Below are 14,569 nucleotides of genomic sequence, written 5' to 3'. Positions count from 1 at the left end.
CGAATGGAATTTTCGAAATTTATTGAAAGCGAAGGACAGCAAATATCTAAAAACTCAGGAGACCATGTTTTCATGCAGGGTGACAGTGATGATTCTTTGTATCTAATCAAACAGGGGGTAGTGAAAGCCTATTACCTGACCTCTGATGGACAAGAGCGAGTAAAGTCTTTTCTTACTGACAATGACGTGATTGGTAGTATGTCTGCAGCCTATCAAAAGCAGAAAGCGACCTTTGGCCTCATATGTTTAGAACCCACGCAGTTACTTAAATTTAATTTCGAACAGCTTTACCTGCAAAGCCAAAGCAACCACCAGCTAGCACGAGAAGTTATCGATATTCTCTTAGCATTTGCCATGAAAAAAGAAGCGAGAGAACGCGAACTATTGTGCCTCAGTGCAGAGCAGCGTTATCAAAACCTGTTAGATAAATCTCCGGCTCTTATGGAGAAAGTGACTCAAAATGATATCGCGCGGTACTTGGGGGTGACGCCAGTTGGTCTAAGCCGCATTAAACACCGCTTGATTGATGCGAGCAAATCTAAGCACAATTCGCCTTTGAAGTAGTCATCCAATAATCGTCAGATTGCTCGACACTTCAAGTATTCATCAAGTTAAATAGTGCCCTCTTCCCATGAAATGAAAAATACCGAGCGACACTTTCTAATACCTATGCAATATCGTTATAACCTTCCATTCTGACTAGGTATTACTCGTATAAAAACAGACTTTATTATTGTCTAAATCTCTCATGTAAGCAGAATGCATATTCGAGCGTATTCTAGGTTCACCTTCACTAACGCCGCCTAACTCAAGGGCTTTTTTATGTAATCGATTGACTTCATTCATTGAGTCCACATGAAGACCAAGCATAGTGCCATTTCCATTTGAGGCTGGGTGTTCATCGAATGGTTCGGCAATCGCAAACATAAATTCGTCATTTCCCCAAAGAGTCATTCGCCCTTGATCGTGAATTTTATTTAATCCACATCCATCAAATAATTCATTATAAAAAATGACTGCTTTTTCTTTGTCATTGGTTCCAAACACAAAATAGTTCATTTTCATCACGTTACTCCAAATATTGAGATTAGGTTTCTCTATTATATATAACAGGCATTTTGGTTTTCCATTGCGCCCATAGGTTTGAATCGGTGACTAACGCCGTCATAAAATGAGCAACGTTAATGCGACTCGTCTTTCCTGCATCAAAAATAGCACTACGAATCGGTGAAAAATAAAGGTCATATTCAGAGTGACTTGGTTCGTCAATTAAGCCGTCAGGACGCACGACTGACCATTCCATTTTTTCACTGGCTTTCTTGATATGATGTTGTAAGTAATCAGCGGCATCTTCGTTATCTTTATGCGGAGGTATCAGCTTTCTTATTAGGCAAATAATAACGTGTTGCGCGAATGATACTTTCTCGCCTTCTTTGCGATTCTGATTACCCGTGGTGTTCATTAAAATAAATTTAATCGGTACGTGTTCAACCCTGTTGTTTACAATTTCGCTAATACGCTTAACTGAGTCAGTCACCAAGTGCCTTGGCTGGCCGTATATGCCCTTCAAATTTAAGTTATGTCCAAGACATGAAATAACAGCGCCACAGGGTTTTATTTGATCTTGCAGAGCTTGGTCTGACAGCTCTAGGATATTCGCCTCTGTCACACTTAACCGACTCTCTTTACTTAAGTCGTTAGGAAATAGTGCCAGAAAATCTGTTGTAGATCTTACTATTACACGAACATAGAGCTGCTTCGCCAATAGCTGACTAACCAATAATCGCCCTGTTTTTCCACTCGCCCCTAGAACCAGTACTTCCATGTTGTTCTCCAAATCATTTCACTGGAACAAGTTTACCTATACACTTTGACGACACATAGACGCAGTAATGCATTTTAGGTATACATTTTTGTATGAATTGGAACTCAGTGAATTTTGATTGGAATCATATTCGAGCATTTTTAGCCACGGCAGAGCTTGGAACTTTGTCGGCTGCAGCCGTTAAATTGGGCTCGACACAACCAACCTTAAGCAGACAAGTTAGCGCCCTAGAAACTGAGCTAAATGTCACTCTATTTGAACGAGTCGGCCAACGATTAATACTTACGAACAGCGGTTTAGAGTTATTAACGCACGCCCGTGTTATAGGAAACAGCGCGCTCGCTTTCTCTTTGGCGGCTTCTGGCCGATCACAGCAATTAGAAGGAACAGTGGTAATTTCAGCAGGAGAGTTAACGGCAATCTACCTATTACCCAAGATCATAGCCAAAATTCGTAGGGCTGAACCTGGTATCAAGATTGAAGTCGTTGTCACTAACGAACCTAGTGACCTTAAACGGCGGGAAGCTGATATTGCCATTCGTAGTTTTCACCCTAAACAAAATGATTTAATTGCCAAAAAAGTCGGGGATGAAGTGATTTGGTTATATGGTTCAAAAAAGTATTTGAGTACACTGCCTGACGTACTAATTAAAGAAAAACCTGAAAACATTCAAATAATCGGCTTTGATCAAACCAGTGCCGTGACCGACATATTAAATCAACAAGGTTGGAATTTATCACCGCAAAACTTTTCCATAATTACACCCTTTCAATTACTACAATTGGAGTTATGTAAAGAAGGGCAAGGCTTGATATTTTTTCCAGAACAGATGGGCGATATCGAACCAAAGCTAGAACGAGCATTTGAAGATATGGGACCATTGATGACCTTACCCGTTTGGTTAGTCAGCCACCAAGAACTTCGAACAAGTGCTAAAGTTCGGTTTGTTTTCGATTTTCTGTCATCAGAACTTAAAAAGATTTATAACGTTTAGTTTTCCATACTAGTGTGATTTATAGACCTGTCATGACTTTGTTACTTGATTCAGGCAAAAAAAAGAGCCGCTAATAGCGACCCTTTAATATTCAGAATAACAAAGCTATTTCGGATTACTCTTTACCGAAAACGTTGTTCTCTTGCTCTTGTACACGGATGAACGTGGTACGCTTCGTTAGCTCTTTAAGCTTTGCTGCGCCTACGTAGGTACACGTTGAACGTACGCCACCAAGGATGTCATTGATAGTGTCGTTTACGTCACCACGGAATGGTAACAGTACGGTTTTACCTTCAGCTGCACGGTAGTTCGCTACGCCGCCAGAGTGCTTAGACATAGCTGACTGAGAAGACATGCCGTAGAACTTTATAAAAAAACAAAATAACCCTAAATAACAACAATATATACAAAATCAACTGTATGGATATACATGGATATTTACGGTTTTTAACACTTATATCCGCTAAATATCAGCGGGTGTCGCCATTTTTGCCGCCACTTTTAGTTTGGCGTATTCTCAATCTATAGCACGTCTAACTGACTGATTAGGCGATTACATTCGAATAACCACCCTACTCGCAACAACCGCCTTTGGTAATGAATCATTAATGTTATAGCACCTATAATCCTAATGTGCCTCTTATGGAGGTGGTTCCATATAGTCGCTTGCTTTTGGAATCGGGCGAGTTTCGGGGGAAGCTCGGCCACGCCTTTAAAGCTCTATTACTAAATAACCCGAGCTCTTACTGAGCTCGGGTTTACTTCCTAAAGTGAACTAACCTTGTCACAGAACGGTTCTATAAAATCCCTATCTTTCCAATATTTGGAATGACACATCACAGTGAAGCCCGTATTTATTTCAAAGTCTCTTACGTTTAGGTTGTTTTGATAATCCCCTCCCATAGGACACACTGGCCAACCAAGTGCGTCATCCACATCAAAGAAATTCCACCATTCAAACTGTTCGTTTGGTTTCGATATCGCCTTTATTCTCTCTTCCGGTAATCCAGACACAAACATTGGCATATTGTTTCCTGTACTAAACCAAATTCGCACCCGTTTTAGGTTTTCAAGTGCCGCAATTACATCTTCTCTTCCCGGAGAAAAGATTCCCGTTTCATGCTGTATATCCCACACATAATTAGAAAACACCTGATTACCCAGTGATTGCCCTACCACTACAACCACTGCTTCAGGGTCAAGTCTTGCCAAGAGTCGATTCAACTTGTCATGAACACAACTGGTGACAATCGATCCCATACTCTCTGGCGTACTATAGTCTTGAATATTCGCGGCATCACTGAATGAAAACAGCATTAGCTTACGAAGCTTCCGTACATCTAAATCATGTGCTTTTGTCATTCGATCCCACATTGCATATTCGTTTTTCTGCATTTCTGTGTGGTAATACACTGACTCAACCGGAATTGAACCTTTAGTCACTCCAAGTTCTTTTTCGACTCTGGATATGAACTTCTCATGGTAGTTTACGCTTTGTTTACCCATACCATGAAGGGTAAGTATTCCAAATTTATTAGCCATCTGACGCTCCTTCTGGTTAAAAAGCAACCAAAGCATAGGATGATAAAGTACGACTCCTTGGAAGCGAGATCACGTTACGAACCAGTTTGCACATGCTATTTGTATATTATTTGATTTAGATTCTAATACGGGCTATAGGCCTGATACTTTTCTAGAACGGTTCTTACGTTTTCCCATAGTTCATCTAGGTCTCGGTACTCTAGGTAGAAGCCGCTGTCGATGAACTCTGCGCCACTGGATGAAAACCACGGTTGGGTTTCTTCTTTGCCGCCTATTCCTAATTCAAACTTTGCGCAGTACTTGCCACCAATTGGGCGGATTTGGAATTTGATGTGATATGTCCAATGGCTTTTAGAATCGCAGCGTTCGTAGAGGGCGGGTAACCAACCGGAGTCGAAGAAGTTTGGTAGTCGGCTTGGCGGTAATTGATATTGAGAAGGTGGTAGCGTGGGTAATGAGCTTCGAAGTTGGTTTGCCATTTGGTTGAAGGCGTTGATGTAGGCTTCTTTGATGTGCGCGGCTTTCTTTCCCGTAAAGCCCATGACTAAAAACATAAAGCCGTCTTTGGTCATTTCAATCGCTTTACGTGACTCCCCTTTTCTATCGTCATATTCAACGTGCGTAAAATTGCGCGCGTTAAAATCGTCGGAACATTCAAGGTTGTTTAGCTTACGAATAACGTCGCGGTGTTGCTTGTTAAAAGCTTCTGCGACTTTAAGAGAAGTGGTGCGAATTTTCTCGCCTTGATTAAAGACAAGATCAGATACAGTCAGGGTAAGGGAAGTTGTAGGCATGATGGCCTCCTTGAGAGTAATTTCACTAAATCACCACACGGAGGTACTAATCTTCGGGTGGCGAACTGAACAAGGTTAGTACTACCGCTCTCAAGGTCACGGCGCGCCGAAGCGCCCTTGCCCAGCTCACCATAATACTGATAGTACGATTCTTAAACGAAACGACTATGTTCAAGTGTGCCGAAGCCGCACATAAAAAAACCAGCAAAAGCTGGCGTCTATGCGCCTTGAGAAAAATGCGGGGTACTAATCCCGACACTGGATTTTGCCAGTGCATTTATAGAGTAGCTACGTCAAAGATCGGTGTCAAATGTTTAATATCGTTGCATATAATATGGTATAAACTCTCATACGTTATATCTATAAATTTGGGAGTATTAATTTGTCATCCATCGAGGCTTTTGGAGGAATTATAAACGTGGTGCTGGTAGCTTCTTTTGTCATGCTAGTCGGCATATTAATGCTTGCAACATTTAGTGTTAAAACCCGCAGTAGACGAGAAGAACGCCAGTTTGAAATGAGTATGGTTAAGGAACAAACCGAGCTTCAACTTCGAGAACAACAAGCTAAATTTGAGCAGCAGCAAGCTTCTGAAGAAGCTGAACTACAGCGAATGCGATTGGAACTTGAATTCCCAAACGCACTTAAGCTTAAGAAAGAACAATCTAGCAGTCCAGAAAATCAAGAGTCCAAATCTCAAGATCAGCAATCAGGCTTTTTCTTTATCCCTATCGATGAGGATATTAAAGGAACTTTTTCGGATATGCTGAAAGGGTTTGAAGATTACGCTCGCCTTCTTGGCTATGAGGTTTCATTATCAATTGACTCTAGTATATCAAATCAAATCGGCTACAAATTTTCATTGCGTCCTGGAGAGCAATTTCATTCACATAATGAAATTCAAAAGAACATTACTGAATATTTAAAAGCGATGACTCATACACGGAAGGGTTTTTCGGCACCACCAGATGCCGACCCTATACACTCTGATAATGCTTCGACGACAATGCAGAAGCTAAAAACATTAAAACGCCAAGTAAATGATTTGAAACAACAGAGAGACCTCTACCAAAACCTCTCTCAATCCCTTGGACAAGCATTTACGACCAATACACCTCAGATATACATTACCCAACAACAATTACTAGGGAACAAAATGTCAGAAGATAATCGCAGCTATTCCGCAGATAACTCATCTGGAGTTATTCAAGGTGATAACAGTGGAAATGTAATTGAAAGTAGTAACGTACAAATCGGCAAGAATGTATCCGAAGTCAATGAACAAGCAACAGCATTACAGGAACTAATTTCAGCATTAAAGGATGAAGAAAAACCTGAACTTGCACCTGCGATTCGTCATTTCGAGAATGCACACGAAGAGTTAGTTGAAGAAGGAAATCCAGATCCTTCTCGCGTTGAAAAGTACTTGGGTAAAGCCACCGATATCGTAAAAAGTGTAGGTGTTGCCGCAGATACCGCTCTAAAATTAAGTAAGGTTACGGAGTTACTGTCGACAGTTGCAGTTTAAAGTTCAGTATCACTTCATATATCAAGCCCAAAGGATTGTCATTGCAGTCCTTTTATGTTCTGCACTCTCACCTACACTCATAAATGAGTCTTCTAATGCTCAAACATGTGCCTTATTGTCAAATATAGTTGAAGCATCAGATGGCGTTTTCTAAGTGCTATCTAAAAACTTTATATTTTTATATTCAATTAAAGAGAATTTGCGCATGAAGAGAATTCTAACTCTATCCATAACAATAGTAATTTCATTCTCTTCTTTTGCTAAAGACTGGACCACAATAAATTATGAAGGTGAAGCGATTGTTATATCGTCAGCCAATTCTTTTGGTTCAGGATCGAATACATATAGCACTCAATTGATAAACCGTGAAGGTGTATTCGCACTTGTCAAAAAATACCCAAACACTTGCGTAGATGGTAGGCAGGATATTGCTAGTGCCACTAGCGAAACAATCAAGTTCAATGACCAAAGAATTGAAACTTGGGTTTGGTGTACTGACTACAATAAAACTTCATTTGTAATCAAGTCACCAGAAGGAAATGCATGGGTAGATTCAAGGCTACGCGAAGGCACTGATATAAGTGTTTTTATGGCCTATTCATTTGAAGCTGATGACTATAAAAAAGCTATGACAGACGTTACTTTGGGGAAGTTTGACAAAACCGTAAATAAAGCGCTCTAAAAGTGATTCCAACGACCGATTCACTTTTGAAGGACATAACCACCGTTTATGTCAGACATAACTACTAGCATATGTTCAGAGCTTACAATTTCGAACATAATTTAACCATTAGATTCTAGTGAAAATTGGGGGAGTTATGACAAAACGAAATAGAAATGAAGGTTTCTCGATTAGCTACAATGAAGCAACTCATCTATACATTGCATACTCACAACGTTCGCACCTCTATAAAGTCGGTATTACTAAAAACATCCATGACCGCTTACGTAACTTGAATTCCCATCGACCTGACGACAGCGGTGATTGGCGCTACGTTGGGTATATAAAGATTGGTCCTCGAATTACAGGGGTTATTGAAACTCAACTCGCCACTTCATTAAAGAGATTCAATATGCACCGTCATTTTAGCGCAAAGAATGGATACTGCCGAGAGCTATATAGCTGCCCTTTAGATACTATTCTCGATGCTTTGCGTTATCGTTTACTGCCAGAAGAAGTTGGTGAACTCAACAAATCAATTAAGCGTTTTGGCACTAAAGTTAGACACTTAAATAAAAAGCCAATGCCTTTCGCGAAACCTAGAGATGAAGATAATTTAAATCCTAGAAAGAAAAAGCAGAAAGGTAAAAAGGGTAAGAGCAATAAAGTAATTAGACCACGAAGAACTGATTTAACCCCTATGGCTCAGTTACTTCAGGATAAACATGACGTATGTGTTTATGTTTAGTTTATCGTTTTGTTACTACATCGACTCTGATTTTAAAGTCACCACTATCAACACCATGCTCAGTAATCACACTCGCTTGAACTGGCCCTTTCGTTGTTGCAGGGCCAGCCACTACGCCACTGTGGGTGTGCGTGGCGAGGGTATCCGCTAGTTCTTTTACGACCTGCATCAGTTCAGAAAGCAATATCAGCACATTTTCTTCTTTTGAACCTATCCATGTCTTTGGGGCTTGTAGCCTTTGGTAATTTATTAATGCATTGATTATGTAATCTCTGCTATTTTCTAACACACTGCCAACTGTCGTAGTCATCTCCCAAGATCATTTCTTCAGCGGTTAAGTTTTCCAAGAAATAATAGACCCTTCTTGTACCTTTTAGTAAGGATGGTTTTATGTATTCGGATTCAAGATCATCTAGGAATCGCTTGCTGAAATCGTCAAGCGGTATGATTTCAAATGGCTGATAGAAAAGTTTGAGTTCGAAGTTGTAAAACTCCCACTTTCCATCAGACTCAAAACTAAACGTGGCATTTTGTGACTCCTTAGGAAGAAAGTAGGTAAAGTCACCTTGTGCGGTAAATTGTTTGCCATCTTTCAGTTGTATACTTTCATAAAGTATACGGTCACCCACCAATGGAAACGTGAATTTACACTGCCAATTACCAATTAATTCTTGTTTCGATACATTTTCTGCATGAGCGTAAAGAGGCAATAGAATCAGTGCTATTAATATATTTTTCATACAATTCCACCTGATAGTTTTATAACTGGAAGCACATATCGCTTCCCTTTCTCATCTGAGGTTAGTATGTACAATTTTCCATTTAATAACATTACAGACACATTTATCATCCTTTCGATAATATGGGCCTCATTGCAGAAAGCGCATGAAAATTTATTACACTCGATATTGCTCATTGGTTCATCCATCAAATAATTTGAAATGCATTTTTAATAATTAACACGACTATTACAAGTAAATATTTAGAGCTTTAGCTTTGTGTATAATTTAAAAAATTAAGTAAGATATCAAATTATTTATATAAAATTAATAGATATCAACACGTTACAACACCGATAAAGATTTGAATGACTTGGATACCACATAGAATATTAATTAAATTTTTTCTTAATTTCTTAGAGTAGTTTCATATTAATACTTTGGGCGTTAAGGCACTTTCTTAGCTTGGTTTCATAACAGATTTTTTAATATAATCTCTGCTTTCTTAATTCAGTTTTATAACTACAGATGGGCTTTGTTGCTTAAATCGTTGGAAAGCTCTCTACCATGATTATATTGACGTAATATAGCGTATCTCAGGTGTTGCCACTTTCCAACTTTCAGGCAATAAAGGAGTCGCTATATATATTGGCAAATCATCAGGGTGCTTGAATAGGTGCTTTTGCTTTTTCCATTGATATTCGTCCACTCATACCAACCTGATCATGGAACGATAACTCGATTATTAATAATTAATTATCCATTAATTATGGGAATTCCTGTCATGATTGAATTCTAATGCCCCTTCGCTTTTGTTGATTTCGCACTGCACTTCTTCATCTACCATTAAAAAAACAATGATAAGCTCATACTCTAATCTAATCTAATCCAAATGTTGAGGAAGTCATACGGCATGTTTCCGTAAACTCTCCGTACAAATTATATAAGTCCAATCTTTGCACTATAATCGCAATTATTACGGAATATATCCGTACGTAGGAGGTTCTATGGCAACAGCACGTTTAGATATTCGCCTTGACGAAGAGATCAAGGCAAAAGCATAAAAAGCATCGGCTTTGCTTGGTCTTAAAAGCCTAACAGAGTATGTAGTTAGGTTAATGGACGAAGATGCACTCATGTTATTAAAGAACACGAAAGTATCGTAGTTAAAGATAGTGTCTTCGATGAATTTATAATGGCATGTAATAAAGCAAGAGCACCTAATCAAGCTTTGCTTGAAGCAGCAAAATTCACAGATGAGAGTGGCATCAAGTGAGTTGGGGATTAGATTTAACGTCAAGCAAAGTATTGTGTACAGACTTTGTTCAAGCAAACCATTATCCAGATCGATTAGCTTGACAGCCAAAACCGATTAGCGATAATTACTGTATATAAAAACAGTAACTATCGAGGCAGAAATGTCACTACTCAGTGCTAGTGCAGGAATTAGTCAATTTGAATCACCTGCAGCAGAATATAAAGCGCTAAGATCATTAAGCTTAGATGACCTCATTGTGGGTGAACGTAAATCTTCAACTTACTTTGTTCGTGCACAAGGTGACAGTATGACAGGAGTTGGGATCTATGATGGTGACTTACTAGTGATAGACCGAGCCTGTATTCCTCGTCATGGAGATGTGGTGGTAGCAACTCATGAAGGGCTTTTCGTGGTCAAGCTTTTAGACTTAAACCAAAAGCGCTTAATTAGTGCAAACGAAGAGTATGCCCCAGTTGCTATTAACTCTGCTTCACTGATTGAGGGCGTCGTCGTCCAATCTATTCGTTGTCATCGCCCATTGAATCCATGATTTTCCTGTGTGATGTTCATGCTATGTACTGTTCAGTTGAAACTGTATTTCGCCCGGACCTACGTGACAAACCCATTGTTGTACTCAGTAATGGGGATGGCATGATAGTGGCAGCCAATAAAAAAGCCAAAGCCGTAGGGGTCAAAAAATTTGCACCATATTTTCAGCAAAAAGCCTTACTAGAGGCTGCTGATGTTGCCGTGTTCAGCTCTAACTATGAGTTCTATGCAGATATGTCTAACAGGCTACACAGTACGCTGGAAGACTCACAACTTTTCACACACTATCACCGTTACAGCATTGATGAAGCTTTCGCTGCTATTGATAACGTCTCGTTCACTGATAGTGAATGGATAATGACAGCAAGACAGGTTCGTCGACTAGCATGGACAAACACTCGGTTACCAATAGGTTGTGGTCTTGGAAGAACATTTACGTTAGCGAAAGTGGCCAGTTACGTTGGGAAAAATTTTGATGGCTATCGGGGTATCGCCCTATTAACAAGCCAGAATGAATACCAGATGTTACAACAGATTCCTGTTGGTGAAGTCTGGGGGGTTGGACGGAAAACGGCAGCAATGCTTAACTCTAAGGGAATATCTACCGCAGCAGAACTCGCCCGAATGCCTTTAAAACTGGCTAAGCAAGCTGGGTCGATTAATTTGGAGAGAGTTGTTCGTGAACTTAATGGTGAATTAGTTTACAACTTCCGTAGTTTTCCAGATGTTCAAAGCAAGCAAGAGATAGGGGCAAGTTTAAGCCTTACTGTTCGAGCTGAAACGTTTGATGAGCTTCACCAGGCACTTAGTGGACGAGTAGCAGTAGCAGCGGTTAAGCTTCGTAAAGCTGGGCTTGGTACCCGATGTGTGCAATTTCATGTTTCTTCAGGTCAACATGCCACAGAGCCTTTTTCTCGTAGTGAAACAGTACGATTTGTAACGGCTCTTGATGATACGCGCTCCCTAACAAAGGCGATGACTGAGGCGCTGAACAATAGCCTATATCAGGAGGGGCAGCGCTATTACAAGATAGGGTGCCGCTGCCTTGAATTGTGTGACATGCAGCAGGCTCAGGGGGACATGTTTGCTCCGCAGCAAGATACGCGTTTGATGAAGGCGATGGATATCATTAATACTCACGCAGGTAAACGTATCTTACGCTTAGGTGCAGAAGGGTTTGACGCTAAAGCTAAGATGACTCAAGACCGACTTTCACCGGCCTACCTAACTAAATGGGCTGATTTGCCGACAGCCCATTGTCAGTAGAATAAGAATATTTTTCTCTTTAATATGCTGAGGGCTTAGATGTAACAAACTTATGCCACAAATTGTCTTAGAGTGTCCACTCGACAGTATTTTTGTTTTCCTAAATTAGCCAAATTTATCTAATGTTCGGTTCCTAGTTTATTAGGAGGATTCTTTCCGTAACTCTCTGAGCGTACTTCACATGAATCGTTTATGTGCCTTGAGTTACATATGAGATCTAAGCAGTATAGACGGAAAGCAAAAGCAGAATTATTCCGTCTTATAAGCGTTAGTTCCCCCATAGGAAGCAATCAATCCATAGGAAATTTTTGTTTCTGGTGGAGAACGCGCATGATTCGGATAATGTCGTCTTCTATCCAATAGGAGACGATCATCGAAATCTCAGGAATTATAAGTAATCGCCCACGAATACCGTCTCGCTGCACGCCCATAAGTGGCTGCTCTAGCAAGTTTTCTACTTTTGCTTCAATGAGGTTGTCAGTTTTTTCTGCCGCATCAGGGTTGAAGTCATAGAGAAACTCAAAGATCTTTTCACGATCATTAAGTGACTCTTCTTCCCATAAAATCATTGCTTACCTCGATTACGGATTCTGGCTTTGCGCTCTTCCATTCGAGATTTAGCAGTTTGGTGCTCAATGAAAACGGATTTTCCTGAGTCAAACTTCTCAAATGCTAGGTTTACTTGTTCAGTTAGCCATGCATCGTGAGATAATGTTTTTCTTTGTTGTTCAGCGAGTTGCTCAGTTAGTTCACGGCAAGCGTCACTCAGAGTGCGACCTTGGCTCTCAGCCATTTGTTGAGCTAGGCGTTTTGTTTCTTCATCAACACGAAATTGAATTCTAGTGTCCATGATGTATTCCTTTGTTGATGTGAGTACAAATGTTAGCACTAGCCTTTGAGATGGGCAACTAACAAACACTTAAGGTTTCAAGATATTTTTTCTAATAAAATTTAAGCGGCTTAGAGCAAGACGACTAAATTGTTTATGCCCCAAACTTTGTTAGCCCTAATAAACTTACCGTCAGGCGAGCATTACAGTAGACCCAATTAATCTAATCTATACTTTGGACGCTTATACGGAAACTTTCCGTAGTTGTCCCCCGAAATAATTTTTGATAAACATAACAGCTTGATAATATATGATCTTTATGTTGTATATAAGCATTGTAGGTGGAATGAAAACAGTGAAAAATATCCGTCTGATAAGCGTTTACTTGCTAATCAAATTAGACATGAGAGGGAATAAGTGGAAGAAAGTATTTTGAGCAAGATAAGTCCAGAGCATGTAGCTTTGACAACGGCTGTCATAGCCTTAATATCAACTGCTCTCGTGCAAGCTCTAGCGAACTATCGAATTAAAAAAGAGTTTTACGAAAAGCTCAAGTTTGAAAAATATCAATATAAAGTTTCGGTGTACGAAAAAGTAGTGTCAGAGCTTTCTGAATTAGTTTCATTAGTTAACCAAACTTCTATGAACCAAAGAGACTTTGCCTGGGTTAGCCGTCAAAATGAGCCGGATGAGTTAGAGGCAAAAGACTATCTTCATAAACAATTTAACCTACTTACAGATATTGCAAAGCCAATGTTCAATATCAATGTATATGTTCCAAATTTCTTTCCAGAAATAGAGAGTGAACTGTCTGACTTCCGGGAAGCTCATGTACTCGCAATTAAAGCCTACTTAGGATTGAGAGATGGAGAGTATAAAGGCTCAAGAAATCTGTGCGAACAAATAGACTTAAATACAAGAGAGTTAGGAAAAGCTTTTGCAAAGCTTCAGCAAAAAGTTTCTGAAGTTAAGGTGATGGAGTCAAGTTACCAAACTGTTTAAGAGTGATTCGTAACGCATGGCATGTTTACTATGTGTTGGTTTTAGTGTTTAAGGTCGTATGCGGGATCATTGGTATTGCGTTGCTCATACCTTAATAGGGCGCTAGGTATATATAAAGTTAAGCAGAATATGGAGATTTTGTAATGGACGATTCTAAGATTTTGCTAGAAATAAAGAGCGAAATAAAAAATAGGAGGAATTATTCTAGATTTGATTTCATCCTCAACCATGTACTTGTTCTTATTACCGTTATAGCAAGCTCTTTTGCTGGTTTTTCACAGGTTTTCGGGTATGACAACTCACCTGTTATTGCTGCAGTTGCTTCAATTCCTGCATTTATAATTTTGCTTCAAAAAACTTTTAAATGGGAACAACGTTCTGAGTGGCATTGGGATTACCGACGGAGGTTGATTTCTATCCATAGGGAAATGAGAGATCAAGGTTTGTCACCTTCTGAAGCCAGTAAAAAAGTAAATAAACTTGAAGAGCAGCTCGCTGGTAGCTTCCCTGGTTTGAATCAACCAGCTAGTAAAGAGTAAACATATCTAATAAACGTTTGTGTCCAATTGTGCGTTTACGATGTATTCGCACATTGTTGCATGAGCACATTTCAGCGATACTGATTGCGTTGACATAGCAGTGTTTTAAAGATCAGTACCCTACATCTTAAAGAGACGCGCATCGCAACATCGTGAGAGTTGGCTGCTCTTACTGCTGAAAGCGCCACCGATGGGCGCAGGACAGCTTAAATAACCTAACCAAATTCAGGCGCCAGTTAGGTAGGCGCAGACCAATGCCAATGTTCTGAGTATGTATGCAAGCATCATCTCTCGGTTCGTTGGAACTAATTGGG

At 39.8% G+C, this 14,569-nt stretch carries 17 protein-coding genes and 2 pseudogenes; 10 read left to right on the top strand and 9 right to left on the bottom strand.

Annotated features, from left to right (window positions below; genetic code table 11):
- Positions 1–3 precede the first annotated feature (3 nt).
- Positions 4–564, top strand: a complete 561-nt coding sequence (locus tag KP803_RS11285) for a Crp/Fnr family transcriptional regulator (RefSeq protein WP_248008933.1) — start codon at positions 4–6, stop codon at positions 562–564.
- 135 nt (positions 565–699) lie between these two features.
- Here the strand turns inward: KP803_RS11285 and KP803_RS11280 are convergent, their stop codons facing one another.
- Both KP803_RS11280 and KP803_RS11275 read right to left on the bottom strand, forming a co-directional pair.
- Positions 700–1,065, bottom strand: coding sequence for a VOC family protein (locus KP803_RS11280; protein WP_248008932.1), 366 nt, complete (start codon positions 1,063–1,065; stop codon positions 700–702).
- Positions 1,066–1,087: 22 nt separating this feature from the next.
- On the bottom strand, positions 1,088–1,825 hold the full coding sequence (locus tag KP803_RS11275) for an NAD(P)-dependent oxidoreductase (protein ID WP_248008931.1): 738 nt from the start codon (positions 1,823–1,825) through the stop codon (positions 1,088–1,090).
- Between the two features lie 92 nt (positions 1,826–1,917).
- On the opposite strand from KP803_RS11275, the gene KP803_RS11270 reads away from it, so the two are divergent.
- Positions 1,918–2,820 carry a LysR family transcriptional regulator gene (locus KP803_RS11270; RefSeq protein ID WP_248008930.1) on the top strand — a complete coding sequence of 301 codons (903 nt, stop codon included), beginning with the start codon at positions 1,918–1,920 and terminating at the stop codon, positions 2,818–2,820.
- A 115-nt stretch (positions 2,821–2,935) separates the two neighbouring features.
- Here KP803_RS11270 and KP803_RS11265 read toward each other — a convergent pair.
- From KP803_RS11265 to KP803_RS11255, 3 genes and pseudogenes are all read right to left on the bottom strand, one after another.
- Positions 2,936–3,193, bottom strand: a pseudogene (locus tag KP803_RS11265) (IMP dehydrogenase); the annotation flags it as partial.
- 392 nt (positions 3,194–3,585) lie between these two features.
- The gene (locus KP803_RS11260; protein ID WP_248008929.1) at positions 3,586–4,362 is read right to left on the bottom strand and encodes a hypothetical protein; all 777 of its coding nucleotides are present in this window, start codon (positions 4,360–4,362) and stop codon (positions 3,586–3,588) included.
- 122 nt (positions 4,363–4,484) lie between these two features.
- Positions 4,485–5,156: a Rha family transcriptional regulator gene (locus KP803_RS11255; protein WP_248008928.1), complete on the bottom strand. Its 672-nt coding sequence runs from the start codon at positions 5,154–5,156 to the stop codon at positions 4,485–4,487.
- A gap of 382 nt (positions 5,157–5,538) precedes the next feature.
- Here KP803_RS11255 and KP803_RS11250 point away from each other — a divergent pair, with 382 nt between their 5' ends.
- From KP803_RS11250 to KP803_RS11240, 3 genes are all read left to right on the top strand, one after another.
- The gene (locus tag KP803_RS11250) at positions 5,539–6,684 is read left to right on the top strand and encodes a radial spoke RSP3 family protein (protein WP_248008927.1); all 1,146 of its coding nucleotides are present in this window, start codon (positions 5,539–5,541) and stop codon (positions 6,682–6,684) included.
- A gap of 205 nt (positions 6,685–6,889) precedes the next feature.
- On the top strand, positions 6,890–7,366 hold the full coding sequence (locus KP803_RS11245) for a hypothetical protein (RefSeq protein WP_248008926.1): 477 nt from the start codon (positions 6,890–6,892) through the stop codon (positions 7,364–7,366).
- A gap of 136 nt (positions 7,367–7,502) precedes the next feature.
- Complete coding sequence (locus KP803_RS11240) at positions 7,503–8,093, top strand: GIY-YIG nuclease family protein (protein ID WP_248008925.1); 591 nt, start codon at positions 7,503–7,505, stop codon at positions 8,091–8,093.
- 1 nt (position 8,094) lies between these two features.
- On the opposite strand, the gene KP803_RS11235 is transcribed toward KP803_RS11240, so the two are convergent.
- The gene (locus KP803_RS11235; protein ID WP_248008924.1) at positions 8,095–8,403 is read right to left on the bottom strand and encodes a hypothetical protein; all 309 of its coding nucleotides are present in this window, start codon (positions 8,401–8,403) and stop codon (positions 8,095–8,097) included.
- Positions 8,369–8,833 carry a hypothetical protein gene (locus KP803_RS11230; RefSeq protein WP_248008923.1) on the bottom strand — a complete coding sequence of 155 codons (465 nt, stop codon included), beginning with the start codon at positions 8,831–8,833 and terminating at the stop codon, positions 8,369–8,371. Before KP803_RS11230 ends, KP803_RS11235 begins: the two co-directional genes overlap by 35 nt.
- 986 nt (positions 8,834–9,819) lie before the next feature.
- Between KP803_RS11230 and KP803_RS11225 the strand changes: the two are divergent.
- The 3 genes and pseudogenes from KP803_RS11225 to KP803_RS11215 all read left to right on the top strand — a co-directional run bounded on the left by KP803_RS11225 (position 9,820) and on the right by KP803_RS11215 (position 11,885).
- Positions 9,820–10,088 (top strand): annotated as a pseudogene (locus KP803_RS11225) (type II toxin-antitoxin system TacA family antitoxin).
- A 142-nt stretch (positions 10,089–10,230) separates the two neighbouring features.
- Positions 10,231–10,620 (top strand): LexA family protein, encoded by a 390-nt coding sequence (locus KP803_RS11220; RefSeq protein WP_248008922.1) that lies wholly within the window; start codon positions 10,231–10,233, stop codon positions 10,618–10,620.
- The gene (locus tag KP803_RS11215) at positions 10,617–11,885 is read left to right on the top strand and encodes a Y-family DNA polymerase (RefSeq protein ID WP_345791558.1); all 1,269 of its coding nucleotides are present in this window, start codon (positions 10,617–10,619) and stop codon (positions 11,883–11,885) included. Before KP803_RS11220 ends, KP803_RS11215 begins: the two co-directional genes overlap by 4 nt.
- Positions 11,886–12,175: 290 nt before the next feature.
- On the opposite strand, the gene KP803_RS11210 is transcribed toward KP803_RS11215, so the two are convergent.
- Entirely contained in the window at positions 12,176–12,454 is a 279-nt protein-coding gene (locus KP803_RS11210; RefSeq protein ID WP_248008920.1) for a type II toxin-antitoxin system RelE/ParE family toxin, read from the bottom strand.
- Positions 12,451–12,735: a type II toxin-antitoxin system TacA family antitoxin gene (locus tag KP803_RS11205; protein WP_011082348.1), complete on the bottom strand. Its 285-nt coding sequence runs from the start codon at positions 12,733–12,735 to the stop codon at positions 12,451–12,453. Before KP803_RS11205 ends, KP803_RS11210 begins: the two co-directional genes overlap by 4 nt.
- 396 nt (positions 12,736–13,131) lie before the next feature.
- Here KP803_RS11205 and KP803_RS11200 point away from each other — a divergent pair, with 396 nt between their 5' ends.
- Positions 13,132–13,716: a hypothetical protein gene (locus KP803_RS11200; RefSeq protein ID WP_248008919.1), complete on the top strand. Its 585-nt coding sequence runs from the start codon at positions 13,132–13,134 to the stop codon at positions 13,714–13,716.
- A gap of 143 nt (positions 13,717–13,859) precedes the next feature.
- Entirely contained in the window at positions 13,860–14,255 is a 396-nt protein-coding gene (locus KP803_RS11190; protein WP_248008917.1) for a hypothetical protein, read from the top strand.
- Positions 14,256–14,569 lie beyond the last annotated feature (314 nt).

It is taken from the genome of Vibrio amylolyticus, assembly GCF_023145695.1.
In the GTDB taxonomy this organism is placed as follows: Bacteria; Pseudomonadota; Gammaproteobacteria; order Enterobacterales; family Vibrionaceae; genus Vibrio; species Vibrio amylolyticus.
Note: the sequence above shows the minus strand (reverse complement) of the source record. Positions and strands in the feature narration are given on the sequence as shown.

What these genes read in the sequence shown, in the direction of transcription:
- KP803_RS11285 (WP_248008933.1), top strand. Translation starts at nt 4, where the DNA reads ATGGAATTTTCGAAATTTATTGAAAGCGAAGGACAGCAAATATCTAAA.
- KP803_RS11280 (WP_248008932.1), bottom strand. Translation starts at nt 1,065, where the DNA reads ATGAAAATGAACTATTTTGTGTTTGGAACCAATGACAAAGAAAAAGCA.
- KP803_RS11275 (WP_248008931.1), bottom strand. Translation starts at nt 1,825, where the DNA reads ATGGAAGTACTGGTTCTAGGGGCGAGTGGAAAAACAGGGCGATTATTG.
- KP803_RS11270 (WP_248008930.1), top strand. Translation starts at nt 1,918, where the DNA reads ATGAATTGGAACTCAGTGAATTTTGATTGGAATCATATTCGAGCATTT.
- KP803_RS11260 (WP_248008929.1), bottom strand. Translation starts at nt 4,362, where the DNA reads ATGGCTAATAAATTTGGAATACTTACCCTTCATGGTATGGGTAAACAA.
- KP803_RS11255 (WP_248008928.1), bottom strand. Translation starts at nt 5,156, where the DNA reads ATGCCTACAACTTCCCTTACCCTGACTGTATCTGATCTTGTCTTTAAT.
- KP803_RS11245 (WP_248008926.1), top strand. Translation starts at nt 6,890, where the DNA reads ATGAAGAGAATTCTAACTCTATCCATAACAATAGTAATTTCATTCTCT.
- KP803_RS11240 (WP_248008925.1), top strand. Translation starts at nt 7,503, where the DNA reads ATGACAAAACGAAATAGAAATGAAGGTTTCTCGATTAGCTACAATGAA.
- KP803_RS11235 (WP_248008924.1), bottom strand. Translation starts at nt 8,403, where the DNA reads ATGACTACGACAGTTGGCAGTGTGTTAGAAAATAGCAGAGATTACATA.
- KP803_RS11230 (WP_248008923.1), bottom strand. Translation starts at nt 8,833, where the DNA reads ATGAAAAATATATTAATAGCACTGATTCTATTGCCTCTTTACGCTCAT.
- KP803_RS11220 (WP_248008922.1), top strand. Translation starts at nt 10,231, where the DNA reads ATGTCACTACTCAGTGCTAGTGCAGGAATTAGTCAATTTGAATCACCT.
- KP803_RS11215 (WP_345791558.1), top strand. Translation starts at nt 10,617, where the DNA reads ATGATTTTCCTGTGTGATGTTCATGCTATGTACTGTTCAGTTGAAACT.
- KP803_RS11210 (WP_248008920.1), bottom strand. Translation starts at nt 12,454, where the DNA reads ATGATTTTATGGGAAGAAGAGTCACTTAATGATCGTGAAAAGATCTTT.
- KP803_RS11205 (WP_011082348.1), bottom strand. Translation starts at nt 12,735, where the DNA reads ATGGACACTAGAATTCAATTTCGTGTTGATGAAGAAACAAAACGCCTA.
- KP803_RS11190 (WP_248008917.1), top strand. Translation starts at nt 13,860, where the DNA reads ATGGACGATTCTAAGATTTTGCTAGAAATAAAGAGCGAAATAAAAAAT.